The following is a 26,637-nucleotide window of genomic DNA, read 5'->3' on the forward strand; positions in this document are numbered from 1 at the left end:
GCTATTTCACACGCTGACCAGGTGCGGCTTGCCACCTTCCTGCAAAAACGCCATCAACTCCCCTACCGGCAGCGGCTTGCTGACCAGAAACCCCTGCACCTGGTCACAGCCGAACTCACGCAGCAAGGCCATCTGTGCCTCGCTCTCGACCCCCTCGGCCACCACCTCAAGGTTGAGGTTGTGCGCCAGGTTGATCATCGCGTGCACCAGCTTGCGGTTCTCTTCGCGCATTTCCATTTCGGCAACAAAGCTGCGATCGACCTTGAGCAACGCGATCGGCAGGCTGTTCAGGTGCACGAACGATGAGAACCCCGTGCCGAAATCATCCAGGGAAAACCGCACGCCCAGGCGCCCCAGGGCATCCATGGTCTGGCGTACCAGCTCGTTGCGACGCATGACCGCCGTCTCGGTCAGCTCGAACTCCAGCCAGCGGGCATCGACCCCGTGTTCGATGATCAACCGGCTCAGGGTCGTCAGTAGCTGGCTGTCCTGAAACTGGCGAAAGCTCAGGTTCACTGCCATGTGCAACGGCGCCAGGCCATGCTCGCACAGCGCCTGCATGTCACGCAGCGCGCGCGATATCACCCAGTAGCCCAGCGGCACGATCAGCCCGCTCTGCTCGGCCAGCGGCACGAACTCGCTGGGCGGCAACAGGCCGCGTTCGGCATGGCGCCAGCGCACCAACGCCTCCAGGCCGACAATACGCCCATCGGCCAGGTTCAGCCGTGGCTGGTAGTGCAGCTCCAGCTCGTCACGGCGCAGGGCCCGGCGCAGCTCGCTTTCCAGGTCGGCAAGGCTGCGGGCGTTGCAGTTGATGCGTTCATTGAAGACATGAAAGGTACAGCCTTGGCTGCCCTTGGCCTGGCGCATGGCGATATGCGCATGCCACATCAGGGGGTCGGCACCGCTCTGCGCGCGGGCATGCGCCAGGCCCAGGCTGCAGCCGAGCAGCAGGCTTTCGCCGTCGATCCAGTAGGGCTCGGCCAAGGCCTCGATGATGCGTTCGGCCATCCACTCGGCCCGGTTCGGGTCACGGCGGGTATCGATCAGCAGGGCGAATTCGTCGCTGCCCAGTCGCGCCACCAGGTCACCGGCTTCCAGTTGCTGCTTGAGCCGCAGCACCACCTGCAGGATAAGGCGGTCGCCGCTCTGGTGGCCGAGGGCGTCGTTGACGTGGCGGAAGTTGTCCAGGTCGAGGTGGCCGAGGGCCAGGCCACGGCCATCACCTTCTGCCAGGCGCGCCGTCAGCAAGGCCTGAAACCCCTGGCGGTTGGCGATGCCGGTCAGTGGGTCCTGCTCGGCCAGGCGTTGCAAGGTGGCCACTAGCACGCCGCGCTCGCGCACATGGCGCAGCGAGCGGCGCAAGGTATCAGCATTGAGATGGTCGCGCACCAGCCAGTCGCTGACCCCGCCGGGCGCCACCTCCGGCTCGTGATCGAGCAGCACGATGGTGGGCAGTTCGCAGCGCCCAGGGGCAGGCTGCAGGGCCGGTGTGGCCAGGACCACGGCCTGGCGGTCATGGCTGAACAGGCTGTCGACCGACTCCCAGTCAGGTGCGGTCAACAACACTGCGCTGCCGCCAAGGGCCTGCAGGCACTCACGCAACAGCACGGCCCATTCCGGCTCATCAGCCAACAGCAGCAAACGCAGAGGTTCGACAGGCGTGGACAAGCGGGCTCCTTAGGGCTTGGACGGGGCAGCGGCAGAGGCCAGGTATGCTACTGCATTAATGAAAATGATTTCCATTTTTAGACACGTACACCCCGACGCATTTTGTCGTGCATCCTGCGCGAAACCAGCCCAACCGGCAAATACGATTTTTTCAATGAATAGCATGAGCCTGACTAATGCTTATGCGCAGACAAAAGTCTGACTCAGACGTCAGACGGTCGCGCCATAACCGGCCCATGCCTGTTAGAATGCGCGGCTATTTTCTGGCGACCCCCGGTTTCTAGCATGTCCCGACTCAATCCCCGGCAACAGGAAGCCCGAGACTACGTTGGCGGCCCTCTTTTGGTGCTCGCCGGTGCAGGTTCCGGCAAGACCAGCGTGATCACGCGCAAGATTGCCCACCTCATCCAGAACTGCGGCATCCGTGCCCAGTACATCGTGGCGATGACCTTCACCAACAAGGCCGCGCGCGAGATGAAAGAGCGGGTCGCCACCCTGCTGCGGCCGGGGGAAGGCCGCGGCCTGACCGTGTGCACCTTCCACAACCTGGGCTTGAACATCATCCGCAAGGAGCATGAGCGCCTGGGCTACAAGCCTGGTTTTTCGATCTTCGACGAGTCCGACATCAAGGCACTGCTGTCGGACATCATGCAGAAAGAGTATTCCGGCGACGACGGCATCGACGAGATCAAGAACATGATCGGTGCCTGGAAGAACGACTTGATCCTCCCCCCCGAGGCCCTGGAAAAGGCTCGCAACCCGCGCGAGCAGACCGCCGCCATCGTCTATACCCACTACCAGCGCACGCTCAAGGCGTTCAACGCGGTGGACTTCGACGACCTGATCCTGCAGCCGGTCAAGCTGTTCCAGGAACACCCCGAGGTGCTGGAGCGCTGGCAGAACCGCGTGCGCTACCTGCTGGTCGACGAATACCAGGACACCAACGCCAGCCAGTACCTGCTGGTGAAAATGCTGATCGGCATGCGCAACCAGTTCACCGTGGTCGGCGACGACGACCAGTCGATCTACGCCTGGCGCGGCGCGCGGCCCGAGAACCTGATGCTGCTCAAGGAGGACTACCCCTCCCTTAAAATCGTCATGCTGGAGCAGAACTACCGCTCCACCAGCCGCATCCTGCGCTGCGCCAACGTGCTGATCGCCAACAACCCGCACGCGTTCGAAAAGCAGCTGTGGAGCGAGATGGGCGTGGGCGACGAGATCCGTGTGATCCGTTGCAAGAACGAGGAAGCCGAGGCCGAGCGGGTGGCCATGGAAATCCTCACCCTGCACCTGCGCACCAACCGCCCGTACAGCGACTTCGCCATCCTCTACCGAGGCAACTACCAGGCCAAGCTGATCGAACTCAAGCTGCAGCACCACCAGGTGCCGTATCGCCTGTCCGGCGGCAACAGCTTCTTCGGCCGCCAGGAGGTCAAGGACCTCATGGCCTACCTGCGCCTGCTGGTGAACCCCGACGACGACAACGCCTACCTGCGGGTCATCAACGTGCCGCGCCGGGAAATCGGCTCCACGACCCTGGAAAAGCTCGGTAACTATTCGACCGAACGCGGTATCTCGATGTACGCCGCCAGCGAGGAGATGGGCCTGGGCGAGCACCTGGACGCCCGTTACACCGAGCGCCTGCAGCGCTTCAAGCATTGGCTGGACGGTGTGCGCCACAAGGTGGCGCTGGACGACCCGATCGCCGCGCTGCACGAAATGATCCGCGACATCGACTACGAGAACTGGATCCGCCAGCAAACCGCCAGCGACAAGGCGGCGGAGTTCCGTATCAGCAACGTCTGGTTCCTGGTCGAAGCGCTGAAAAACACTCTCGAGAAGGACGAAGAGGGTGACATGACCATCGAGGACGCCATCGGCAAGCTGGTGCTGCGCGACATGCTCGAGCGCCAGCAGGAAGAGGAAGAAAACGCCGAAGGCGTGCAGATGATGACCCTGCATGCCTCCAAGGGGCTGGAATTCCCTTACGTGTTCATCATGGGCATGGAAGAAGAGATCCTCCCGCACCGCTCCAGCATCGAAGCCGACACCATCGAAGAAGAACGCCGCCTGGCCTACGTGGGCATCACCCGCGCGCGCCAGACCCTGGCCTTCACCTTTGCGGCCAAGCGCAAGCAGTACGGCGAGATCATCGACTGCACACCGAGCCGGTTCCTCGACGAACTGCCGCCGGACGACCTGGCCTGGGAAGGCCTGGACGATGCGCCAGTCGAAGTCAAAGCTGCGCGTGGCAACAACGCACTGGCCGATATTCGGGCGATGCTCAAACGCTGATCAACCCTTACTCTTTAACCGTTGCCGCTGTTGCGGCCACCTTTGCTACATCGAGGAAAACCACAGTGGAAGCACTGCATCAGAAGATTCGCGAAGAAGGCATCGTGCTTTCCGATCAGGTTCTCAAAGTCGACGCGTTTCTCAACCACCAGATCGACCCTGCACTGATGCAGCTGATCGGTGACGAGTTCGCCCGCCTGTTCGCCGACGCCGGCGTGACCAAGATCGTCACCATCGAAGCCTCGGGCATTGCCCCGGCAGTGATGACGGGCCTGAAGCTGGGCGTGCCGGTGATCTTTGCGCGCAAGCACCAGTCGCTGACCCTGACCGAGAACCTGCTGACTGCCTCGGTGTACTCCTTCACCAAGCAGACCGAGAACACCGTGGCCATCTCGCCGCGTCATCTCAACAGCAGCGACCGCGTGCTGGTGATCGATGACTTCCTGGCCAACGGCAAGGCGTCGCAGGCACTGATCTCGATTATCAAGCAAGCTGGCGCCACGGTGGCCGGGCTGGGTATCGTCATCGAGAAGTCGTTCCAGGGCGGCCGTGCCGAGCTGGACAGCCAGGGCTACCGCGTTGAATCGCTGGCGCGGGTGAAGTCGCTGGCAGGTGGTGTGGTCAGCTTCATCGAGTGATCGCCGTTGGGGCCGCTCCTATAGGTGAAGCAGATCGCGCGAGCCTGCAGGAGCGGCCTTGCGTCGCAAAAGGGCCGCTCTGCGGCCCCGACAATTATCGGGTCGCCGCCAAACCCGCCAGCAATAACCGCTGATAGATTTCTTCCTTCAGCCCTTGGGGATCCCCCAACCCCATGCGCGCCAACTGCGCCGCATACCCCTCCGGCCCCGGCGCATCAAGCGCTGCCTTGCCCAGCCCCAGTACCTCGCTCAACCTGAACTTGCTCTTCAGCCAGTTCAACGCCCGCAGCAAGTCACGCTCTTCGGCCGTGAAATCGGTGCCCAGCGGATACTCCGGAAACAGCCCTGCATGGCGCGCCCGGATGGCCTCAAGGCGCTCTGGCGTGTTGTCGGTAAAGCGTGCTTCCAGCTGGAAATCCCTGGCCAACTTGCCGGCCTTCTTGGCCTGTTCGATCAGCTCGCCCTGGAACCTCGAATCACTGACCGCCAACAACCGCGCAATCACTTCACTGTCGGTCTGCCCGCGCAGGTCGGCGATGCCGTACTCGGTCACCACGATATCGCGCAGGTGCCTGGGGATGGTGCAGTGGCCGTAGGCCCACAGCAGGTTCGAGCTGACCTCGCCCGCCGCCTCACGCCAGCTACGTAACAGCAGTATCGATCGCCCGCCCTCCAGCGCGTGGCCTTGGGCGACGAAGTTGTACTGCCCGCCCACGCCGCTGAGCACACGGCCATCCTCCAGCTGGTCGGCCACCCCCGCGCCCAGCAGGGTCATGGTGAATACCGTATTGATGAACCGCGCATCCCGGCGCTGGTGGCGCTTCAGTTCTTCCTGGCCATACAGCTCATTGATGAAGCTGATACGCGTCATGGCAAACCGTGCGCGCTGCTCCAGCGGCATGTCCCGCAAGCGTTGGTAGAACGCCCGTGGGCCGAGGAAAAAACCGCCATGCACCAGTACGCCCTGCTCGTCTGCCGGGCGCCGCACCACGCCCGCCTCAGCCAGCGCCAGCAGGCCGTTGACGAACATTTCACTGCATCCGTAGAGGCCTTGGGCGAAGGCATCCAGCCCCCCTTCCCGCTGGATCAGGGTTTGCCAAGGGGCAACATCCAGTTCATCCATCAATGCCCGATAGCCCGCATTGTCGCCCTGGCGCGCTAACAGCGCAGCGGCCACGGCATCGCCCATGGCGCCGATGCCTATCTGCAAGGTGCCGCCATCACGCACCAGGGTGCTGGCGTGCAGGCCGATGCAATGGTCCTGGGTGGTGACCGGCATGTTCGGCGTGGAGAACAGCCGGCGTTGCTCCACCTCATCGATCAGCAGGTCGAATGCGTCGATGCTCAGCTCCGAGTCACCCGGCATGTAGGGCAGCTCGGCATGCACCTGGCCAAGCATGAGAATGGTTTCACCGGCCGCGCGGCGCTTGGCGATCATCGGCAGCAGGTCGAGGGTGATGTCGGGGTTACAGGCCAAGCTCAGGTGCACGGGCTTTTCTGGCGTGGCGGCCACCAGCTGGGCAATCAGGTTAAGGCCCTTGGCGTTGATATCGCGGGCGGCGTGGCTGTAGTTGCTGCTGACGTAGTCCTGCTGGGCGCTCTCGCTGTGCAGCAGGCTGCCGGGCTGCATGAAGAACTGCTCGACGCGGATGTTCGGCGGCAGTTGGTCGTTGCGCAAGTCGGCGAGGTAGGTGAGGTCTTCGTAATCGGCGAACACACGCTCGATGAAGGGCTCGAGGAAGCGCCGCTGCAAGCCGTCGCCCAAGGGTGGACGGCCAAGGGACAAGGCGGTGTAGATCGTCAGCTGGCGCTCGGGCAGTTCGCGCACTCGGGCGTACAGCGCATTGACGAAGGCGTTGGGTTTGCCAAGGCCCAGCGGCAGGCCCATGTGAATGTGGGCCGGCAGGCGCGACAGCGCCTGGTCGACTGCCTGATCGATGGAGCAGAGGTGCATCTTGGCCTCCTGAGTCTTCCATGGGGTCAGGGGTTGGACATGGGGTTCAGCGGGTTGGTTGCCGGCACTGGCTGCACATATACAAAGCCCGCCATCAAAGGCGGGCCTCATGCAATTGAGCGGCTGCTTACAACCCCGACATCTTCTTGATCGCACCCATCAGGTCATCATCCGAGCAATCGGCACAGGTGCCCTTCGGCGGCATGGCATTGATACCGGTAATGGCCTTGGCCAGGATGCCATCCAGGCCGCCCTGGTGGTCGGCACGTTCCTTCCACGCGGCGGTATCGCCGATTTTCGGTGCGCCCAGCAAGCCGGTGCCATGGCAGGCATTGCAGTGCTTGGCGATGATGTCGTCCGGCGTCTTGGCAGCGCCGCCAGCCGCCGCAGCGGCCACCTCCATGCCCTTGCACTCCTGGCCCTGGACGCACACCTGGCCCACCGGCTCTAGGCGCTTGGCGATGTCGTCATTGGTTGCAGCGGTTGCGCTCATTGCCCAGAGGGCGAATACGGCTGCTGGTACGGCCAGCATCTTCTTGATTTGGTTCACGCGTACACCCTCATGGTGGCTAATCACGCTCGCGGCCACGGATCGGCGAGCGTTGAAAAGTATAGCGGGAACCCAGAGGCCGTGAAACGACCCCACACAGGAAAGGGGTATTGCCGAAACAATGCACTGCGCTGGATCAAAAGTTTGAAGGCGTTGCGGCGCTGATCAACCGGGCAGGTTCCTTGAAGGGGTTGCGAAAGCGGTGCGGGCGGGTACTTTCGAAGTAGTAGCTGTCGCCCTCTTCGAGGATGAAAATCTCGTTGCCGACCACCAGCTCAAGCCGCCCTTCAAGCAGGATGCCGGTCTCTTCACCGTCGTGGGTAAGCATCTCGGCGCCGGTGTCGGCACCCGGTGGGTAGACCTCGGTGAGAAACGCAATGGCGCGGTTGGGGTGCGACTTGCCCACCAGCTTCATGGTCACCGCACCGTCCGAGATGTCGATCAGCTCATGGGCCTTGTAGACGACCTGCGTAGGGCTCTCGGCGGCCAGTTCGACCGAAAAGAACTCGACCATGGACATCGGAATGCCGCTCAGCACCTTGCGCAGCGAACTGATCGAAGGGCTGACGCTGTTTTTCTCGATCATCGAGATGGTGCTGTTGGTGACACCCGCGCGCTTGGCGAGCTCACGTTGTGACAGGCCCTTGAGCTTGCGGATGGCTTGCAGTCGTTCGCCGACGTCCAAAGCTGGAGCCTCCTGAAACGGGTAGAGAGGGGGGTGAATGTGAACGATATCATGGCAATGCCGTTCAGTATTTACAACACACCACCCTGCAACCTGTCCGCTTCAGCGTCTTATTCGTCGCACCTACTCACCACAGTAGTCCCTCGGCACCCGCTTGAGGTTGCAGAAGATCTGGTACGGAATGGTGCCGGCATGGGCAGCCACCTCGCTGGCCAGCACCTGCTTGCCCCACAGCTCCACCGGGCTGCCCACGGTAGCATCGGGCACATCGGTCAGGTCGATGCACAGCATGTCCATCGACACCCGGCCAATCAGCTGGCTGCGCTTGCCCGCGACCATCACCGGGGTGCCATTGGGCGCCTGGCGTGGGTAGCCATCGGCATAGCCCATGGCGACCACGCCGACGCGGGTCGGCCGCGTGCCGATGAACTTGGCGCCGTAGCCCACCGGCTCGCCGGCCGGCAGCTCGCGCACGCTGATGACCCGCGATTGCAGGGTCATCACTGGTTGCAGGCGCTCAGCCTCGGCCTGGGCGACTTCGAAGGGGGTGGCGCCATACAGCATGAGGCCCGGGCGCACCCAGTCGCCACCCGCCTGTGGCCACGCCAGCACCCCGGGCGAGTTGCGCAAGCTGCACTCGGCAGCCAGCCCCTGGCGCGCGGCCTCGAACACCGCGATCTGCTCGGCGGTGGCGTCGGCGTCCAGTTCGTCGGCACGGGCGAAATGGCTCATCAATACGATGCGCAGGACGCTGCCAGTAGCCAGCAGCCGCTGATACGCCTCGTGATAATCCTTGGGGTGCAAGCCGACGCGGTGCATGCCGCTGTCGAGCTTCAGCCAGACGGTCAGCGGCTTGTGCACCTGGGTCTTTTCGATTGCTTCAAGCTGCCACAGCGAATGCACCACGCACCACAGGTCGTGCTCGGCGATCAGGGCCAGTTCGCTGGCCTCGAAGAAGCCTTCGAGCAACAGCACTGGCGCCTTGATGCCAGCTGCGCGCAGCTCCAGCGCTTCTTCGATGCAGGCCACGGCAAAGCCATCGGCTTCGGCCTCCAGTGCCAGGGCGCAACGCACCGCGCCGTGGCCGTAGGCATCGGCCTTGATCACAGCAAGGGCTTTGGCGCCGGTCAGTTCACGGGCAAGGCGGTAGTTGTGGCGCAGGGCCTGGAGGTCGATCAGGGCGCGGGCGGGACGCATGGCGGCATGCCTTATGGTGGTTCAGTTTAATAACGGTGTTTGCCTCTTCGCAGGTAACCCCGCGAAGAGGCCAGCGCAGGCCTTCAAATCATTGATGCACGGGCGCGGTCTGGCCTTGCTTGGTGGCTTCCCGGCTGTTGCCATAACGGGAAATATCCAGGCCTTCGGCACTGATCTGCGGCTTCTTGCGCGCAATCAGGTCTGCCAGCAGGCGACCCGAACCGCACGCCATGGTCCAGCCCAAGGTCCCGTGACCGGTGTTCAGGAACAGGTTACGGAACGCAGTGGCACCCACGATCGGTGTACCGTCCGGGGTCGCCGGGCGCAGGCCGGTCCAGAAACTGGCTTGGCTCAGGTCACCGCCGCGAGGATAAAGGTCGTTGACGATCATCTCCAGCGTTTCGCGTCGACGCGGGTTCAGCGACAGGTCAAAACCGGCGATCTCAGCCATGCCGCCGACGCGGATGCGGTTGTCGAAACGGGTGATGGCGACCTTGTAGGTTTCATCGAGAATGGTCGAGGTCGGCGCCATGTCGGCGTTGGTGATCGGCACCGTCAGCGAGTAACCCTTGAGCGGGTAAACCGGCGCCTTGATACCCAGCGGCTTGAGCATCTGCGGCGAATAGCTGCCCAGGGCCAGCACGTAGCGGTCGGCGGTTTCCAGCTTGCCGTCGATCCAAACGCCATTGATGCGGTCGCCGGCGAAGTCCAGGCGTTGGATGTCCTGGCCGAAGCGGAACTCCACACCCAGCTTCAGCGCCATGTCGGCAAGCTTGGTGGTGAACAGCTGGCAGTCGCCGGTCTGGTCGTTGGGCAGGCGCAGGGCACCGGCCAGAATGTCTTTTACCCCGGCCAGGGCCGGTTCGACGCGGGCGATGCCATCGCGGTCGAGCAGTTCATAAGGCACACCGGACTGCTCGAGCACGGCGATGTCTTTGGCGGCGGCATCGACCTGCGCCTGGGTGCGGAACAACTGGGTGGTGCCCAGGGTGCGGGCTTCATAAGCGATGCCGGTTTCGGCACGCAGCTCGTCGAGGCAATCACGGCTGTACTCGGACAGACGCACCATGCGTTCCTTGTTCACCGCATAACGGCTGGCGGTGCAGTTGCGCAGCATCTGTGCCATCCACAGGTACTGGTCAACGTCGCCGGTCAGCTTGATGGCCAGGGGCGCGTGGCGTTCGAGCAACCACTTGATGGCCTTGAGCGGTACACCCGGGGCGGCCCAGGGCGAGGCATAGCCGGGCGAGATCTGGCCTGCGTTGGCGAAGCTGGTTTCCATGGCTACCGCCGGCTGGCGGTCGACCACCGTCACTTCGTAACCTTGCCGGGCCAGATAATAGGCACTGGCGGTTCCGATCACACCGCTACCAAGTACCAGAACTCGCATTGTTGATCCCTCGCACGCGGCGCACCGCTGTCTTTTGTTGAAATGGCATGGATGCGCGCAGTATAAAAATTACAGACCAGTGCAATTCACTATATAAAAGCCTATATTTGGCGAGAATTCTCGGCAATATTGCCTTTCACGGAGGGGCATCCCCTATGAGAACCCAGCACCAGAGCAAGCGTGAACTGGACAAGATCGACCGCAACATACTGCGGATCCTGCAGAATGACGGGCGTATTTCCTTCACCGAACTGGGCGAGAAAGTTGGGCTTTCCACCACCCCTTGCACCGAGCGCGTCCGCCGCCTGGAACGCGAGGGCATCATCATGGGCTACAACGCCCGGCTCAATCCGCAGCACCTGAAGGGCAGCTTGCTGGTGTTCGTCGAAATCAGCCTGGACTACAAGTCTGGCGACACCTTCGAGGAGTTTCGGCGTGCGGTGCTCAAGCTGCCCCATGTGCTGGAGTGCCACCTGGTTTCGGGCGATTTCGACTACCTGGTAAAGGCGCGTATTTCGGAGATGGCGTCGTACCGCAAGCTGCTGGGCGACATCCTGCTGAAGCTGCCGCACGTGCGCGAGTCGAAGAGCTACATCGTGATGGAAGAGGTGAAGGAGAGCCTCTGCCTGCCGATTCCGGACTGACGCTAGACCAGCACCTGGCGGGTGGTGGCAATGAATTGATGAACGAGCTGCTCGGCCTCGGGCTCGATCATCTGCTCCGGGCCACGGCCGCGCGGGCAGGCCATGCGTGGGGTGGTGCCGAACAGGCGGCAGATCATCGGGCGCTCTTCATACACTGTGCAACCGTTGGGGCCCAAGTGCACGCAGTCCAGGTGCTGCAGCGCAGCGGCTTGCTCGGCCTCGGTCTTGCGCGGCAGGCGGGCCATTTCTTCGGCCGAGGTGGTGACCGGGCCGCAGCAGTCGTGGCAGCCGGGCTCGCACTCGAAAGAAGGGATGAGTTCGCGCAGGAAGTGGATCTTGTGGCGGTTGCAGGACATGGCGGGTACAGAGCAAGAAGGTGGGGTGAATTATAGGCCCATTGCACCGGCCCTGTGGGCGCAGCTTTAACCGCGAACGCGGACGCGGCTCTCGCCTTGTTGCCCACCTTCCGACCCCGGCTTATCCTCCCTCCTCTGCCCAAAAGCCCAGGACCTGCCCCATGATCCATAGCGCGCAGCACGCCGCTTCCTATTACGCCGCCAGCAGCGCGCCACACGCCGATCATGCCTTCCTGCAAGGCGAGCACAGCGCCGACGTGTGCATCATTGGCGGTGGCTATTCAGGCCTTAACACCGCGATCGAACTGGCTGAACGTGGCCTCTCGGTGATCCTGCTGGAAGCCCGCAAGCTCGGCTGGGGCGCTAGCGGGCGCAACGGCGGGCAATTGATCCGCGGTGTCGGCCATGGCCTGGAGCAGTTCCTCCCGGTGATCGGCGAGGAAGGCGTGCGCAGCATGAAGCTGATGGGCCTGGAGGCCGTGGAGATCGTCCGCGAGCGGGTCGAGCGCTACAACATCGCCTGCGACCTGACCTGGGGCTACTGCGACCTGGCCAACAAACCTGGCGAGCTGCAAGGCTTTGCCGAAGAGGCCGAAGCATTGCGCAGCCTGGGGTATCGCCACGCGCTGCGTCTGGTGGCGAAAGACGATATTCACAGCGTGGTCGGCTCCGACCGCTATGTGGGCGGCCTGATCGACATGGGCTCGGGCCACCTGCACCCGCTCAACCTGGCCCTCGGCGAAGCGGCCGTGGCCAGCCGCCTTGGCGTGCGGCTGTTCGAGCAGTCAGAGGTCACGCGCATCGAGTACGGCCCCGAAGTCAAGGTACACACCGCTCAAGGCCGGGTCCGTGCCAAGACCTTGGTACTGTGCTGCAACGCCTACCACAACGGCCTCAATCGCGAGCTGGGCGGCAAGGTGCTGCCCGCCGGCAGCTACATCATCGCCACCGAGCCCCTGGGCGACGCGCGTGCCCGCGCGCTGCTGCCGCAGAACATGGCCGTGTGCGACCAGCGCGTGGCGCTGGATTACTACCGGCTGTCTGCCGACCAGCGGCTGCTGTTCGGCGGTGCCTGCCACTATTCCGGCCGCGACCCGCAAGACATTGCCGCCTACATGCGGCCAAAGATGCTCAAGGTATTCCCGCAATTGGCCGATGTGCGCATCGAGTTCCAATGGGGCGGCATGATTGGCATCGGGGCCAACCGCCTGCCACAGATCGGGCGTTTGGCCAGCCAGCCGAACGTCTACTACGCCCAGGCCTATTCCGGCCATGGGCTCAACGCCACCCACCTGGCCGGGCGCCTGCTTGGCGAGGCCATCAGCGGCCAGCAGAGCGGGCGCTTCGACCTGTTCGCCAAGGTGCCGCACATCACCTTCCCGGGCGGCAAGCACCTGCGCTCGCCACTGCTGGCATTGGGGATGCTCTGGCACCGGCTCAAGGAATGGGTTTAGGTGATGTGAGGCGGAGCATGCCTTGAGGGTGATGGTGGCGCTCGATTTCCGCCCCACCATCACCCTCAAGCCATGCACTTCGTAGCCCTCAATCAATCCCTCCAAAATGGCTTACGCCCCTCTTCTCGGGCCTGCTCCCAGCTCAGCCCGACATCGCGCAATTCATCATCGGTCAGTTGCAACAAGGCCCTGCGGGTGTGCCAGCGGTGCAGCATCAGCCCCCAACGGCTCAGGCCTGCCGGCGCATTGAAGACCTTGGCGTGCTGCCCGGTTTCCAGCTCCTTGGCCATCAGTTGCAAGCGCACATCGCTCATGCCACCCATCGCTGCGTTCTCCCGATCAGTTGATACCGTGAAGCAAGCATGCGCGTCGGCACTGATGACAATACAGATCCAATAGCAGCTTATTATTCCCATACAGAATTGGCGAATCGACGGGTGAATGCTGTATTTTCAGCGCAACTGTACTGGTCGCTGCAGCTCAGCGGCACTGGAGTATGCCGTGACGCTTTACCTCAACCTCGCCGAGTTGCTCGGCGCCCGTATCGAACAGGGCCTGTATCGCCCCGGCCAGCGCCTGCCCTCGGTGCGTGCCCTGAGCGTGGAGCACGGGGTCAGCCTGAGCACCGTGCAACAGGCCTACCGCATGCTCGAAGACAGCGGCATGGTCTCGCCGCGGCCCAAATCCGGCTATTTCGTCAGCGAAGGCCGCCACCTCCCTGCCCTGCCCGCCGTCAGCCGCCCGGCCCAGCGCCCCGTGGACATCTCCCAGTGGGAGCAGGTGCTGGAACTGGTCCGCAGCACTCCACGCCAGGATGTGATGCAGCTGGGGCGCGGCATGCCCGACATCAACAGCCCGACCCTCAAGCCGCTGCTGCGCAGCCTCGCCCAGCTGAGCCGGCGCCAGGACATGCCCGGCCTCTACTACGACAACATCCATGGCAACCTGGCCCTGCGCGAGCAGATCGCCCGCCTGACGCTGGACTCCGGCTGCCGCCTGAGCCCGGCGGACCTGGTGGTGACCACCGGCTGCCATGAGGCGCTGTCCTGCAGCATTCGCGCCGTGTGCGAGCCAGGCGACATCGTTGCGGTCGACTCGCCCAGCTTTCATGGCGCCATGCAAACCCTCAAGGGCCTGGGCATGAAGGCACTGGAGATCCCCACCGACCCGGTCACCGGCATCAGCCTCGAAGCACTGGAGCTGGCCCTGGAGCAGTGGCCGATCAAGCTCATCCAGATCACCCCGAGCTGCAACAACCCACTGGGTTACATCATGCCCGAGGCACGCAAGAAGGCCTTGCTCAGCCTGGCCCAGCGCTATGACGTGGCCATTCTCGAAGACGATGTGTACGGCGACCTGGCCTACACCTACCCGCGCCCGCGCACCCTCAAGTCGTTCGACGAGGACGGTCGTGTATTGCTGTGCAGTTCGTTCTCCAAGACCTTGGCACCCGGCCTGCGCATCGGCTGGGTAGCGCCGGGGCGTTACCTGGAGCGGGTGCTGCACATGAAGTACATCAGCACCGGCAGCACCGCCAGCCAGCCCCAGCTGGCCATCGCCGACTTCATCAAAGCCGGCCATTACCAGCCTCACGTGCGGCGCATGCGCAGCCAGTACCAACGCAGCCGCGACCTGATGAGCGACTGGGTGACCCGTTACTTCCCGCCGGGCACGCGTGTCAGCCGGCCCCAGGGTGGCTTCATGCTGTGGGTCGAACTGCCTGAACATTTCGACACGCTGCGGCTGAACCGCGCTTTACTGGAGCAAGGTGTACAGATCGCGGTCGGCAGCATTTTCTCGGCCTCGGGCAAGTTCCGTCACTGCTTGCGCATGAACTTCGCGGCCCTGCCTACGCCGTTAATCGAGGCCGCCGTGCGCAAAGTGGGTGAAACCGCCCTTCGTCTACTGGATCAGGACGACGCCTGCGCGTAACTTTGCGCCGCCCACCATGGTCCAACCCCTTAGGCCTTTGCTGTACAGGACACGCTTACCTTGAGATTGCAGCGAGCTCTGCCGCTTCTGCTGACGCTATTGTGCGGCCTCGCAGGCTGCGCAAGCGTCGACATCCCCCGCGAAGTCAGCCAGGCGCTGCCGGCCAAAGACTCAGCCTTCGGCCGCTCGGTGCTGCGCCAGGCTGCGCCCTACGAGGGCCGTTCGGGCTTTCGTTTGCTGCCCAACAGCAACGAGGCATTTCGCGCGCGCGCCGAGCTGATCCGCAACGCCCAGGCCAGCATCGACCTGCAGTACTACATCGTTCATGACGGCCTCAGCACCCGTGCGCTGGTCCATGAACTGCTGCGTGCAGCCGACCGCGGCGTGCGCGTGCGCATTCTGCTCGACGACACCACCAGCGACGGCCTGGACACCATCATGGGTACCCTCGACGCCCACCCGAACATCCAGATTCGCGTCTTCAACCCGTTGCACCTGGGGCGTAGCACCGGGGTGACGCGCGCGGTAGGCCGCTTGTTCAACCTGTCGCGCCAGCACCGGCGCATGCACAACAAGCTGTTCCTGGTGGACAACAGCATGGCCATCGTCGGCGGGCGCAACCTGGGCGACGAATACTTCGATGCCGAACCCAACCTCAACTTCACCGACATCGACCTGCTGGGCGTGGGCCCGGTGGCCGAACAACTTGGCCACAGTTTCGACCAGTACTGGAACAGCGCCCTGAGCCGCCCCATCGGCGATTTCCTCTGGCGCCAGCCCGATGCCCACGACCTGCACGCCAGCCGCCATCGCCTGGAGGTTTCCCTGGCCGAGGCGCGTACGCGACGCAAGGCCTTGTATGACCGCTTGATGGCCTACCAGTCGCAGCCGCGCCTGGATGTGTGGCGCAACGAGTTGATCTGGGCGCACAGCCAGGCCCTGTGGGATGCGCCGAGCAAGGTCCTGGCCAATGACGAGCCAGACCCGCAACTGTTGCTGACCCAGCAACTGGCCCCCGACCTGAACAACGTTCGCCACGAGCTGATCCTGGTGTCGGCGTATTTCGTGCCCGGTGAATCGGGCTTGCTGTACCTGACCCACAACGCCGATGCCGGCATCTCGGTCAAACTGCTGACCAACTCGCTGGAAGCGACCGACGTACCTGCGGTGCACGGCGGCTATGCGCCGTATCGCCGGGCGCTGCTCGAACATGGCGTGAAGCTGTATGAATTACGCCGCCAGCCGGGTGACCCGAGTGCCGGGCGTTTGAGCTTCCATGGCGGTTCGGATTCGAGCCTGCACAGCAAGGCGATCGTGTTCGACCGGCGCAAGACCTTCATCGGTTCGTTCAACTTCGACCCGCGATCGGTGCTGTGGAATACCGAAGTCGGTGTGCTGGTGGACAGCCCGGAACTGGCCGAATACACGCGCGCGCTGGCGGTGCAGGGTATGGCCCCGGCGCTGAGCTATCAGCCGCAGTTGCGGGGCGACAAACTGGTGTGGGTGACTGAAGAAGACGGCAAGCAGCGGATACTGACGTCCGAGCCTGGCGGGATGTGGCGACGGTTCAACGCCTGGGTCAGCAAGGCCGTCGGCCTTGAAAAGATGCTGTGATCGCAGCCCTATAGGGTGCCGCCCGACCGGTCGGAAAGGGCCGCAAAGCGGCCCCATGTATGCTCAAGCCGAAGCCGGCTCGAAAGCCCCCCGCCGCCGAATCAACACCACCAACCCCGCCGCCCCCACAGCCATCAGCAACGGCAACGCATGCCCGCTGATCCACTGGCTCCCGGCCCCCGCCAAGAGCGGCCCAAGCAGGCAACCAATGCCCCACAACTGCGCCACGTGGGCATTGGCCCGCACCAGCGCATCATCCCGATAGCGCTCGCCGATCAACACCAGCGACAAGGTGAACAGGCCACCGGCACTGGCCCCGAACAGCACCCACAGCGGCCAGATCACCGGCGTGTGCAGCAACAGCGGTATCGCCAGGCTTGAGCACAGCAAGGTCACCGCACAACCGCTGAACAAGGTGCGCCGCGACATGCGGTCGGCCAATGCGCCGATGGGCAATTGCAGCACCGCATCGCCCACCACCACGGTGCTCACCATGAACAGTGCAATCTCGGTAGTGAACCCTTGCTGCAGGCAGTAGACCGGCAGCAAGGTCAGGATCATCGCCTCGAACGAAGCGAACAGGGCAATCGCCCAGGCGATCACCGGCAGGCGCCGGCAGAAGGCGAACAGGTCGCGGAAAGTGACGCTGTACGCTTCGGTGGTCGGCGCCCCGCCGCGCCCCAACAGCACCAGCGGTGCCAGCAACAGCAAGCCGGTCGCGGCCCAGAAACCGAAATCGTCGTCCGAGCCGAGAAAGCCCAGCACCAATGGCCCGGCCAGTTGGCTCAAGGCATAGCTGCTGCCATACAGCGCCACCAGCCGGCCCCGCCATTGCTCGACCACCAACTGGTTGATCCAGCTTTCGCCAAGGATGAACACCACGGTCAGGCACATGCCGATCAACAGGCGCAGAGCCAGCCAGAGCGGGTAGCTGGGCAGCAGCGCCAGCAGGCCGATCGACAGCGCACCGCCCCACAGGCACAGGCGCATCGCCGAGGGCACGCCGACCCAACCGGCCAGGCGGCTGGCCAGGCTGGCGCCCAGCAATACGCCCAAGGCAGGCATCGCGGCCATGACGCCGATGGCGAAACTGCCGTAGCCCCACCCTTCCAGGCGCAGGGACACCAGCGGCATGCTCACGCCGAGCGCCAGGCCGACACTGAGTACGGATGCCAGTACGGCGAAGTAGGTGCCCCAGCGCATGTGTTCTTCCTGTTGGATTTTCTTGGGCCCACTCGCGGAACAAGCCCGCTCCCACAAGCTCATCACCGAGATTCTGAAATCAGTGGTGATGAGCCTGTGGGAGCGGGCTTGCCCCGCGAGTGGGCCGCAGCGCGGCCCCAGCGATTTACAGCTTGATCCAGGTCGCCTTCAGCTCGGTGTACTTCTCCAGCGCATGCAGCGACTTGTCACGGCCGTTGCCCGACTGCTTGAAGCCGCCGAACGGTGCGGTCATGTCGCCGCCGTCGTATTGGTTGACCCAGACACTGCCAGCGCGCACGGCACGGGCGGTCTTGTGGGCCTTGGAGATGTCCGAGGTCCAGATGCCGGCGGCCAGGCCATACGGCGTGTCGTTGGCGATGGCGATGGCTTCTTCGGCAGTGTCGAAGGTAATCACCGACAACACTGGGCCAAAGATCTCTTCCTGGGCGATCTTCATGGCGTTGGTCACGCCGTCGAAGATGGTCGGCTCGACGTAGGTGCCGCCGGTCTCTTCGAGGATGCGCTTGCCACCCGCCAGCAGTTTGGCGCCGTCCTTGTGGCCGGCGTCGATGTACGACAGCACGGTGTTCATCTGCTGGGTGTCGACCAGCGCGCCGACGGTGGTCTGCGGGTCCAGTGGGTTGCCAGGCTTCCAGCCTTTGAGGGCCTCGACCACCATCGGCAGGAAGGTATCCTTGATCGAACGCTCGACCAGCAGGCGCGAGCCTGCGGTGCAGACTTCGCCCTGGTTGAAGGCGATGGCGCTGGCGGCGGCTTCGGCGGCAGCTTGCAGGTCTGGCGCGTCGGCGAAGACGATATTCGGGCTCTTGCCACCGGCTTCCAGCCAGATACGCTTCATGTTCGATTCGCCAGCGTAGATCATCAGTTGCTTGGCGATCTTGGTCGAACCGGTGAACACCAGGGTGTCGACGTCCATGTGCAGGGCCAGGGCCTTGCCTACTGTGTGGCCGTAGCCTGGCAGCACGTTCAGCACACCGGCCGGGATACCGGCTTCGATGGCCAGCTGGGCGATGCGGATGGCGGTCAGTGGCGATTTTTCGGACGGCTTCAGGACTACCGAGTTACCGGTGGCCAGGGCTGGGCCGAGCTTCCAGCATGCCATCAGCAGCGGGAAGTTCCACGGCACGATGGCGCCGACCACACCCACCGGCTCACGGGTTACCAGGCCGAGCTGGTCATGCGGCGTCGGCGCGACTTCGTCGTAAACCTTGTCGATAGCTTCGGCATTCCAGTGCAGGGCTTGTGCCGCACCTGGGACGTCGATGCTCGAGGAATCGCCGATCGGCTTGCCCATGTCCAGGGTTTCAAGCAGCGCCAGCTCTTCGACGTTCTTGCGCAGCAGGTCGGCGAAGCGGATCAGCTTGGCTTTGCGCTTGGCCGGCGCCAGGCGCGACCAGACACCGGAATCGAAGGTGGCGCGGGCGTTCTCGACAGCACGGTTGGCGTCGGCCAGGTCGCAGCTGGCGACCTTGGCCAGGAAGCGTCCGTCGACCGGGCTCAGGCACTCGAAGGTTTCACCGGAGGCGGCGTCGGTGTATTCGCCGTTGATGAAGGCACGGCCTTCGATCTTCAGTTGCTGGGCACGTTGTTCCCAGTCCGCACGAGTCAGGGTGGTCATACGAAACTCCTCCTCTTGTTTAGGTGCAACGCCGCACTGAGGACTCACTGGCGTTGTCAGAAATTCTGGCCGGGCGACGAGCGCACACGGGCAAGCGATACCCTAAACCAGGCTGTGTAAACTATCAATATATTTGACACGAAAGGCCTAAACGCCTACTGATGTTCATTTTATTAAACAACAACAGGAGCCGCACCATGAGCATCGCCAGCATCATCGACTTCGCCCAGGTTCTTACCGAGGCCGAACGCTACCGCCCGGCGGCAGAGAAAATCCTCAAAGGCGAGCCGGACCAGGCCGTCTACAACCACTACGCCAGCCCGTGCGGCCAGTTCGCCGCGGGCGTCTGGGAAGGTGAAGTCGGCCAGTGGACGGTCAACTACACCGAACACGAGTACTGCGAGATCGTGCTGGGTGTTTCGGTGCTGCGTGACCAGGACGGCGGCGCCAAGACCCTGCGTGCCGGTGATCGGTTCGTCATCCCGGCAGGCTTCAAGGGCACCTGGGAAGTGCTGGAGCCTTGCCGCAAGATCTATGTGATGTTCGAGCAGAAATAACTATGTAACACAGCCGGCCAGCTGGCATGCGTGAGGATGGCCCTGCCCACAACGGGCCATTTACTTCAGAAGGATACCAAGCATGAATAACGATGAAGCCTTGCAAGCCCTCGCCCATCTGGTCGATACGCCTTACGAGCCTGGGGTTAAAGCCACCATCAGCGCACTCACCGGCCGCGCTCGTGTGGTAGGCCCCAATGAGATGTCCACCCTCGAATACGATACCAATCGGGTGCACATCAGGACCGATGCCAACGGCCTGATCAAGGGGTTCAGCTTCGGCTGACCGAGCGAAGGCCATAAAAAAACCCGCATCCTTTCGGATGCGGGTTTTTTTTTCAGGTCGCCGATCAATTACTTGATCTTGGCTTCCTTGTACACCACGTGCTTACGAACAACCGGATCATATTTCTTGATCTCGATTTTGTCCGGGGTGGTGCGCTTGTTCTTGTCGGTGGTGTAGAAGTGGCCGGTACCGGCACTCGAAACCAGACGGATCAATTCACGCATGATGTTCTCCCTTAAACCTTGGCGCCAGCTTTACGGATGTCAACCAGAACGGCGTCGATGCCGCGCTTGTCGATGATACGCATGCCCTTGGCGGAAACACGCAGACGCACGAAACGCTTCTCGGACTCAACCCAGAAACGGTGGTGCTGCAGGTTCGGCAGGAAACGACGACGGGTTTTGTTGTTTGCGTGGGAAATGTTGTTCCCGGTTACTGGACCCTTACCAGTAACTTGACAGACTCTCGACATGACTCAGCCCTCTAAAACCACATGCCCAACCCGGCATGGGTTGGCCGCTTAATCTCTCAGTCTTTGGCGCCAGGCGCCGTGATTCTGGAGGTCTTATCGACCGGATCCGCTGATGCGACAGGCCGAGCCCCTAGAAAAGAGCGCTGCTTTATACCAGAAAGACTCGACTGCAACAACATATGATGAATATTGACACGACGCCGAGTGCGCCGGGGCAGCATAGCGGCAGGCCCCGTCAGGCGTCGACCACTCGTCGCCGAATTTGTAAAAAAGGGTGTGGTCATTTGCAGGCGGGCGCACTAGGGTAGGACGTTTCCAGACTGCACTGGCAGATGGGCCACTGACAGCCAAGGAGTCACGATGCGTGCCGCCGCCCTTTCCCTCTTGTTCACCTCACTGTTTACCGCAGGCGTCACCCAGGCAGCCGCGCTGAGTGTTTGCAGCGAAGCCAGCCCCGAAGGTTTCGACGTGGTCCAGTACAACTCGCTGACCACCACCAACGCCTCGGCCGACGTGCTGATGAACCGCCTGGTGGAGTTCGATGCGGCCCAGGGCAAGGTAGTACCCAGCCTGGCGGCGAGCTGGACGGTGTCGGCCGACGGCCTGATCTACGATTTCAAGCTGCGCGATGACGTGAAGTTTCACACCACTGCCTACTTCAAACCGTCCCGCGCGCTGAACGCCGACGATGTGCTGTTCAGCTTCCAGCGCATGCTCTACCCGGCCCACGCCTGGCACAAGACCGCCCCGGGCGGTTACCCGCACGCACAATCGCTGCAACTGGGCAACCTGATCAAGTCGATCGACGCCCCTGAACCGCAGACCGTGCGCTTCACCCTGGCCCACCCGGATGCCACGTTCCTGGCCACCCTGAGCATGGGCTTTGCCTCGATCTATTCTGCCGAATATGCCGACAAGCTGCTCAAGGCAGGTACCCCGGAAAAGCTCAACAGCCAGCCGATCGGCACCGGGCCGTTCGTCTTCCAGCGCTTCCAGAAGGACGCCGTGGTGCGCTACCGTGCCAACCCCGACTACTTCGCTGGCAAGCCTGGCGTCGACCCGCTGATCTTCGCCATCACCACCGATGCCAACGTGCGCCTGCAGAAGCTCAAGCGCAACGAATGCCAGGTCGCCCTGTCGCCCAAACCGCTGGATATCGCTGAAGCCAGCAAGGATGGCAGCCTCCAGGTTGCCAGCACGCCGGCCTTCATGACCGCCTTCGTCGCCATCAACAGCGCACACCCGCCGCTGGACAAGCCAGAGGTGCGCCAGGCCATCAACCTGGCCTTCGACAAGCCGGCCTACCTCAAGGCCGTGTTCGAAGGCACCGCGACGGCCGCCAACGGCCCCTACCCGCCCAACACCTGGAGCTACGCCAAGGACCTGCCTGGCTACCCCATGGACCTGAAAAAGGCCAAGGCCCTGCTGGCCAAAGCAGGCCTGCCAGAGGGCTTCAGCACCACGATCTGGACCCGCCCGTCGGGCAGCCTGCTCAACCCCAACCCCAGCCTTGGCGCGCAGATGCTGCAGGCCGACCTGGGCAAGATCGGCATCAAGGCCGAGATCCGGGTGATCGAATGGGGCGAGCTGATCCGCCGCGCCAAGGCCGGTGAGCATGATTTGCTGTTCATGGGCTGGGCGGGTGACAACGGTGACCCGGATAACTTCCTCAGCCCGCAGTTTTCCTGTGCTGCGGTGAAATCTGGGACCAACTTCGCGCGGTTCTGCGACAGCCGCCTTGACCAGTTGATCAATGCTGGCCGCACCACCAACGACCAGAGCGTGCGCAGCCGGCTGTACCAGCAGGCGCAGACGTTGATCCAGCAGCAGGCACTGTGGGTGCCGCTGGCGCACCCCACGGCAGCCACCTTGCTGCGCCAGGGGGTCGAGGGGTACCAGGTGAGCCCGTTCGGGCGGTTGGATTTCAGCAAGGTTTCGGTGACCCGCTGAGGGTGCAACTGCCTGTGCCGACCTCTTCGCGGGTCAAGCCCGCTCCCACCGGTATGTCACTGCCCTTGAGAACAGTGAAGTACCTGTGGGAGCGGGCTTGACCCGCGATGAGGCCGGCACAAGCACCGCAGCACCTAGGCAACGATCCACCCCTGCTCCACCATCGACAACGGCTCGCCGTCACCCACGATGACGTGGTCCAGCACTCGCACATCGATCAGCCCCAGCGCTCGCTTGAGCGCTAGCGTCATGTGCACATCATCCTGGCTTGGCTCGCTGTTGCCCGACGGATGGTTGTGGCACAAGATCAATGCCGCCGCGTTGTGCAGCAACGCCCGGCGCACCACTTCCCGCGGATAGATACTGGCCCGGTCGATCGTGCCCCTGAACAGGATTTCGAACGCCAGCGGCCGGTGTTTGGTATCCAGAAACAAACACCCAAACACCTCACTGGCCTCATGCCGCAGCATGGCCTTGAGGTAACGCCGCACCGCCACCGGGCTTTCCAGCGCAGGCGTGCGCTCGATACCCTCATCCAGGTAACGCCGGCCAATCTCCAGCAAGGCCTGCAACTGGGCGTACTTCACGGGGCCGAGGCCAGGCTCGCGCAAAACGGCTTGGCGATCGGCATCGAGCAACTGCCTCAGGCCACCAAAGCGCACCAGCAACCCTCGCGCCAGGTCCATCACATTACGCCCAGCAACCCCCGAACCCAGCAGCACAGCCACCAGCTCGGCATCCGACAACACCGCTACGCCACGCGACAGCAGCTTCTCCCTCGGCCGTTCTTCAGCCGGCCATTCCCTGATACTCATCCCTGCTCCTTGGTCCTGCTGCGGCACGTTTGGGCCCTGTGTTAATCTAGTTTGCCTCGTACATGCGACGTTCTGCCGCAGGCAGTTCTTGTCGCCGCCCGCTTTCACTGGAAAAAGGCAAAAGCCTATGCAGCGGCTGTATCACAAGCGCATCGTTCTCGGCGTCGGTGGCGGCATTGCCGCCTACAAAAGCGCCGAGCTGATCCGCCGACTCCTGGAGCACGGCGCGCAGGTGCGCGTCGTCATGACCCGTGGCGGTGCAGAGTTCATCACCCCGCTGACCCTGCAGGCGTTGTCCGGCCACCCGGTGCACATGGACCTGCTAGACCCCGCCGCCGAAGCGGCCATGGGCCATATCGAGCTGGCCAAGTGGGCCGACCTGGTGCTCATCGCCCCCGCCACTGCCGACCTGATGGCGCGCATGGCCCAAGGCATGGCAGACGACCTGCTGACCACCCTGATACTGGCCACCGACGCCACCGTTGCCGTGGCCCCGGCCATGAACCAGGCCATGTGGCGCGACCCGGCCACCCAGGCCAATCTCGACCTGCTCAAAAGCCGCGGCATCCAGGTATTCGGCCCGGCTTCCGGCAGCCAGGCCTGTGGCGACGTAGGCCTTGGCCGCATGCTGGAAGCCACCGACCTGGCCTGGTGCGCCGCCGAAAGCTTCAAGCGCCAGACGCTGACCGGCAAACACGTGCTGATCACCGCCGGCCCGACCCAGGAAAACATCGACCCGGTGCGCTACATCACCAATCATAGCTCCGGGAAGATGGGCTTCGCCCTGGCCGAAGCGGCCGCCGAGGCCGGTGCTCGGGTGACCCTCGTCACCGGCCCGGTGCACCTGCCCACGCCCGACCGGGTCAACCGGATCGACGTGGTCAGCGCGCGCGACATGCTCGCGGCCTGTGAAGCGGCCATGCCCTGCGACCTGTTCATTGCCTCGGCAGCCGTCGCGGACTACCGGCCAGAGGTCGTTGCTGCGCAAAAACTCAAGAAAGATCCTACGACCGGCGACGGCATGCTGCTGCAGATGGTGCGCAATCCCGATATCCTTGCAACCATTGCTGGCCGTAGCGACCGCCCGTTCAGTGTCGGCTTCGCCGCCGAGACCGAACACCTGCTCGATTACGCCACGCGCAAGCTCAAGGACAAGAACCTCGACCTGATCGTCGCCAATGATGTGGCCAACCCCAGCATCGGCTTCAACAGCGAAGAAAACGCCTTGACCGTGATCGATCGCCAGCAGCACCAGACCCTCTTTGCGCAGACCAGCAAGGGCAAGATCGCCCGGCAACTGGTCGCCTTCATCGCCGAACGGCTCAACCAGGTTCAATAAGTTACATGCACGCTCTTCAAGCCAAGATTCTCGACCCACGCCTGGGCACCGAATTCCCCCTGCCGCAGTACGCCACCCCGGGTTCCGCCGGGCTGGACCTGCGCGCCCTGCTCAAGGAGGACACCGTCCTCGAGCCAGGCCAGACCCTGCTGATCCCCACCGGCCTGTCGATCTACATCGGCGACCCGGGCCTGGCGGCCATGATCCTGCCGCGCTCGGGCCTGGGCCATAAGCACGGCATCGTGCTGGGCAACCTGGTCGGCCTGATCGACTCGGACTACCAGGGCGAGCTGATGGTGTCGTGCTGGAACCGCGGCAACACCCCATTCACCATCGCCATTGGCGAGCGCATCGCCCAATTGGTGCTGGTGCCGGTGGTGCAGGCGCATTTCGACATCGTCGAGGCCTTCGACGAAAGCCAGCGTGGCACTGGCGGCTTCGGCCACTCCGGCAGCCACTGAGCCGACAGCTGACCGTTCAGGCCAAGGATGGCGAACTCTCTGGCGAAACCACCGTCCAAGCGTTCAGTTTGCGCCTGCCCAGACAGCCTTTGACTAATGGAGCTTCCAGAGATGAACGAAATGGCCCAGCTGGTCCCCGCACTGCCGGACAGCATTTTCCGCGCTTATGACATTCGCGGCGTGGTCGGCAAAACCCTCCACGCCGAAACCGCCTACTGGATCGGCCGCGCCATCGGCGCCCAGACCCTCGCCCAGGGCGAGCCCCAGATCGCTGTCGGCCGCGATGGCCGCCTGTCTGGCCCAATGCTGGTCGAGCAGTTGATCAAAGGCCTGGCCGACGCCGGTTGCCAGGTCAGCGACGTCGGCCTGGTGCCGACCCCGGCGCTGTATTACGCCGCCAACGTGCTGGCCGGCAAATCGGGTGTGATGCTGACTGGCAGCCACAACCCATCGGACTACAACGGCTTCAAGATCGTCATCGCCGGTGACACCCTGGCCAACGAACAGATCCAAGCCCTGCTGACCCGCCTGAAAACCAACGACCTGACCCGTGCCGAAGGCAGCGTGCAGAAGGTCGAGATTCTCGAGCGCTACTACCAACAGATCATCGCCGACGTGAAGCTTTCGAAAAAGCTCAAGGTGGTGGTGGACTGCGGCAACGGCGCGGCCGGCGTTATCGCCCCGCAACTGATCGAAGCACTCGGCTGCGAAGTCGTCCCGCTGTTCTGCGAGGTCGACGGCAACTTCCCCAACCACCACCCAGACCCTGGCAAACCAGAAAACCTCGAAGACCTGATCGCCAAGGTCAAGCAGACCGGTGCCGACATCGGCCTGGCCTTCGACGGCGACGGCGACCGCGTGGGCGTGGTCAGCAACACCGGCACCATCGTCTACCCCGACCGCCTGCTGATGCTGTTTGCCCAGGACGTGCTGTCGCGCAACCCGGGCGCCGAGATCATCTTCGACGTCAAATGCACCCGTCGCCTGACCCCGCTGATCGAACAGCATGGCGGCCGCGCGCTGATGTGGAAGACCGGCCATTCGCTGATCAAGAAGAAGATGAAAGAGACTGGCTCGTTGCTGGCTGGCGAGATGAGCGGGCACATTTTCATCAAGGAGCGCTGGTACGGTTTCGACGACGGCATCTACAGTGCCGCGCGCCTGCTGGAGATCCTCAGCAAGGCCGATCAGGACGCCGAATGCCTGTTCGCGGCGTTCCCGAACGATATTTCCACGCCGGAAATCAATATTGATGTGACCGACGAGGGTAAATTCAGCATCATTGATGCACTGCAACGCGACGCCGACTGGGGCGCGGCCAACCTGACCACCATCGACGGTGTGCGGGTCGACTACGACCACGGCTGGGGCCTGGTACGCGCCTCCAACACCACACCGGTGCTGGTGCTGCGTTTCGAGGCCGACAGCGACGCCGAATTGCAACGTATCAAGGATGTTTTCCGCGCCCAGTTGCTGCGGGTTGCCCCTGAGCTGCAACTGCCGTTCTGACCGACTATCTGTTCCTTACAGGAGCC

24 protein-coding genes and 1 pseudogene are annotated in these 26,637 nt (G+C 63.3%); 12 read left to right on the plus strand and 13 right to left on the minus strand.

Annotation, left to right across the window (positions count from 1 at the left end; all coding sequences use genetic code 11):
* Positions 1-6 precede the first annotated feature (6 nt).
* The gene (locus LOY26_RS26005; protein WP_186657517.1) at positions 7-1,671 is read right to left on the minus strand and encodes a bifunctional diguanylate cyclase/phosphodiesterase; all 1,665 of its coding nucleotides are present in this window, start codon (positions 1,669-1,671) and stop codon (positions 7-9) included.
* Positions 1,672-1,956: 285 nt separating this feature from the next.
* Between LOY26_RS26005 and rep the strand changes: the two genes are divergently transcribed.
* Both rep and LOY26_RS26015 read left to right on the plus strand, forming a co-directional pair.
* Positions 1,957-3,966, plus strand: a complete 2,010-nt coding sequence (gene rep, locus LOY26_RS26010; protein WP_033702267.1) for a DNA helicase Rep — start codon at positions 1,957-1,959, stop codon at positions 3,964-3,966.
* A gap of 65 nt (positions 3,967-4,031) precedes the next feature.
* Entirely contained in the window at positions 4,032-4,604 is a 573-nt protein-coding gene (locus LOY26_RS26015; RefSeq protein WP_033702269.1) for a xanthine phosphoribosyltransferase, read from the plus strand.
* Between the two features lie 94 nt (positions 4,605-4,698).
* On the opposite strand, the gene LOY26_RS26020 is transcribed toward LOY26_RS26015, so the two are convergent.
* The 5 genes from LOY26_RS26020 to dadA all read right to left on the minus strand — a co-directional run bounded on the left by LOY26_RS26020 (position 4,699) and on the right by dadA (position 10,380).
* Positions 4,699-6,558 carry an acetyl-CoA hydrolase/transferase C-terminal domain-containing protein gene (locus LOY26_RS26020; protein ID WP_258714247.1) on the minus strand — a complete coding sequence of 620 codons (1,860 nt, stop codon included), beginning with the start codon at positions 6,556-6,558 and terminating at the stop codon, positions 4,699-4,701.
* A 127-nt stretch (positions 6,559-6,685) separates the two neighbouring features.
* The gene (locus LOY26_RS26025) at positions 6,686-7,090 is read right to left on the minus strand and encodes a cytochrome c5 family protein (RefSeq protein WP_186655657.1); all 405 of its coding nucleotides are present in this window, start codon (positions 7,088-7,090) and stop codon (positions 6,686-6,688) included.
* A gap of 154 nt (positions 7,091-7,244) precedes the next feature.
* Positions 7,245-7,793: a cupin domain-containing protein gene (locus tag LOY26_RS26030; protein WP_033702273.1), complete on the minus strand. Its 549-nt coding sequence runs from the start codon at positions 7,791-7,793 to the stop codon at positions 7,245-7,247.
* 123 nt (positions 7,794-7,916) lie between these two features.
* Positions 7,917-8,990, minus strand: coding sequence for an alanine racemase (gene alr / locus LOY26_RS26035; RefSeq protein WP_258714248.1), 1,074 nt, complete (start codon positions 8,988-8,990; stop codon positions 7,917-7,919).
* Positions 8,991-9,078: 88 nt separating this feature from the next.
* Positions 9,079-10,380 carry a D-amino acid dehydrogenase gene (gene dadA / locus LOY26_RS26040; RefSeq protein WP_033702277.1) on the minus strand — a complete coding sequence of 434 codons (1,302 nt, stop codon included), beginning with the start codon at positions 10,378-10,380 and terminating at the stop codon, positions 9,079-9,081.
* A 155-nt stretch (positions 10,381-10,535) separates the two neighbouring features.
* Here dadA and dadR point away from each other — a divergent pair, with 155 nt between their 5' ends.
* A complete protein-coding gene (gene dadR, locus LOY26_RS26045; protein ID WP_003258963.1) occupies positions 10,536-11,024 on the plus strand; it encodes a transcriptional regulator DadR in 489 nt (162 codons plus the stop codon).
* A 2-nt stretch (positions 11,025-11,026) separates the two neighbouring features.
* Here the strand turns inward: dadR and LOY26_RS26050 are convergent, their stop codons facing one another.
* Positions 11,027-11,380: a YkgJ family cysteine cluster protein gene (locus LOY26_RS26050; protein ID WP_033702279.1), complete on the minus strand. Its 354-nt coding sequence runs from the start codon at positions 11,378-11,380 to the stop codon at positions 11,027-11,029.
* A 161-nt stretch (positions 11,381-11,541) separates the two neighbouring features.
* Here LOY26_RS26050 and LOY26_RS26055 point away from each other — a divergent pair, with 161 nt between their 5' ends.
* Positions 11,542-12,834: an FAD-binding oxidoreductase gene (locus tag LOY26_RS26055; protein WP_186663729.1), complete on the plus strand. Its 1,293-nt coding sequence runs from the start codon at positions 11,542-11,544 to the stop codon at positions 12,832-12,834.
* Positions 12,835-12,926: 92 nt separating this feature from the next.
* Here the strand turns inward: LOY26_RS26055 and LOY26_RS26060 are convergent, their stop codons facing one another.
* Positions 12,927-13,157, minus strand: a complete 231-nt coding sequence (locus LOY26_RS26060; protein WP_033702284.1) for a DUF1127 domain-containing protein — start codon at positions 13,155-13,157, stop codon at positions 12,927-12,929.
* 178 nt (positions 13,158-13,335) lie between these two features.
* On the opposite strand from LOY26_RS26060, the gene LOY26_RS26065 reads away from it, so the two are divergent.
* Both LOY26_RS26065 and LOY26_RS26070 read left to right on the plus strand, forming a co-directional pair.
* Positions 13,336-14,766, plus strand: a complete 1,431-nt coding sequence (locus LOY26_RS26065) for a PLP-dependent aminotransferase family protein (protein WP_258714249.1) — start codon at positions 13,336-13,338, stop codon at positions 14,764-14,766.
* Positions 14,767-14,826: 60 nt separating this feature from the next.
* The gene (locus LOY26_RS26070; protein ID WP_033702288.1) at positions 14,827-16,380 is read left to right on the plus strand and encodes a phospholipase D family protein; all 1,554 of its coding nucleotides are present in this window, start codon (positions 14,827-14,829) and stop codon (positions 16,378-16,380) included.
* Positions 16,381-16,443: 63 nt separating this feature from the next.
* On the opposite strand, the gene LOY26_RS26075 is transcribed toward LOY26_RS26070, so the two are convergent.
* Together LOY26_RS26075 and LOY26_RS26080 are read right to left on the minus strand one after the other, a co-directional pair.
* Entirely contained in the window at positions 16,444-17,583 is a 1,140-nt protein-coding gene (locus LOY26_RS26075; RefSeq protein WP_186655638.1) for an MFS transporter, read from the minus strand.
* A gap of 145 nt (positions 17,584-17,728) precedes the next feature.
* Positions 17,729-19,222 carry an aldehyde dehydrogenase gene (locus LOY26_RS26080; protein WP_033702292.1) on the minus strand — a complete coding sequence of 498 codons (1,494 nt, stop codon included), beginning with the start codon at positions 19,220-19,222 and terminating at the stop codon, positions 17,729-17,731.
* Positions 19,223-19,419: 197 nt separating this feature from the next.
* On the opposite strand from LOY26_RS26080, the gene LOY26_RS26085 reads away from it, so the two are divergent.
* Complete coding sequence (locus tag LOY26_RS26085) at positions 19,420-19,779, plus strand: cupin domain-containing protein (protein WP_033702294.1); 360 nt, start codon at positions 19,420-19,422, stop codon at positions 19,777-19,779.
* An 82-nt stretch (positions 19,780-19,861) separates the two neighbouring features.
* The gene (locus LOY26_RS26090; RefSeq protein ID WP_186663727.1) at positions 19,862-20,065 is read left to right on the plus strand and encodes an I78 family peptidase inhibitor; all 204 of its coding nucleotides are present in this window, start codon (positions 19,862-19,864) and stop codon (positions 20,063-20,065) included.
* Positions 20,066-20,133: 68 nt separating this feature from the next.
* Here the strand turns inward: LOY26_RS26090 and rpmG are convergent, their stop codons facing one another.
* Together rpmG and rpmB are read right to left on the minus strand one after the other, a co-directional pair.
* Positions 20,134-20,289, minus strand: a complete 156-nt coding sequence (gene rpmG, locus LOY26_RS26095) for a 50S ribosomal protein L33 (RefSeq protein ID WP_003253507.1) — start codon at positions 20,287-20,289, stop codon at positions 20,134-20,136.
* A gap of 11 nt (positions 20,290-20,300) precedes the next feature.
* Complete coding sequence (gene rpmB, locus LOY26_RS26100; RefSeq protein WP_003253504.1) at positions 20,301-20,537, minus strand: 50S ribosomal protein L28; 237 nt, start codon at positions 20,535-20,537, stop codon at positions 20,301-20,303.
* 360 nt (positions 20,538-20,897) lie between these two features.
* Here rpmB and LOY26_RS26105 point away from each other — a divergent pair, with 360 nt between their 5' ends.
* Entirely contained in the window at positions 20,898-22,487 is a 1,590-nt protein-coding gene (locus tag LOY26_RS26105) for an ABC transporter substrate-binding protein (protein WP_258714250.1), read from the plus strand.
* A 134-nt stretch (positions 22,488-22,621) separates the two neighbouring features.
* Here the strand turns inward: LOY26_RS26105 and radC are convergent, their stop codons facing one another.
* Entirely contained in the window at positions 22,622-23,302 is a 681-nt protein-coding gene (gene radC, locus LOY26_RS26110) for a RadC family protein (protein WP_033702300.1), read from the minus strand.
* Between the two features lie 127 nt (positions 23,303-23,429).
* Between radC and coaBC the strand changes: the two genes are divergently transcribed.
* The 3 genes and pseudogenes from coaBC to LOY26_RS26125 form a co-directional block, all read left to right on the plus strand.
* Complete coding sequence (gene coaBC, locus LOY26_RS26115) at positions 23,430-24,641, plus strand: bifunctional phosphopantothenoylcysteine decarboxylase/phosphopantothenate--cysteine ligase CoaBC (protein WP_033702301.1); 1,212 nt, start codon at positions 23,430-23,432, stop codon at positions 24,639-24,641.
* Positions 24,642-24,646: 5 nt separating this feature from the next.
* Positions 24,647-25,102: a dUTP diphosphatase gene (gene dut / locus LOY26_RS26120; protein ID WP_027592160.1), complete on the plus strand. Its 456-nt coding sequence runs from the start codon at positions 24,647-24,649 to the stop codon at positions 25,100-25,102.
* A gap of 135 nt (positions 25,103-25,237) precedes the next feature.
* Positions 25,238-26,611, plus strand: a pseudogene (locus LOY26_RS26125) (phosphomannomutase/phosphoglucomutase); the annotation flags it as partial.
* Between the last annotated feature and the right edge of the window lie 26 nt (positions 26,612-26,637).

The organism is Pseudomonas sp. B21-047 (genome assembly GCF_024748775.1).
Lineage (GTDB): Bacteria > Pseudomonadota > Gammaproteobacteria > Pseudomonadales > Pseudomonadaceae > Aquipseudomonas > Aquipseudomonas capeferrum.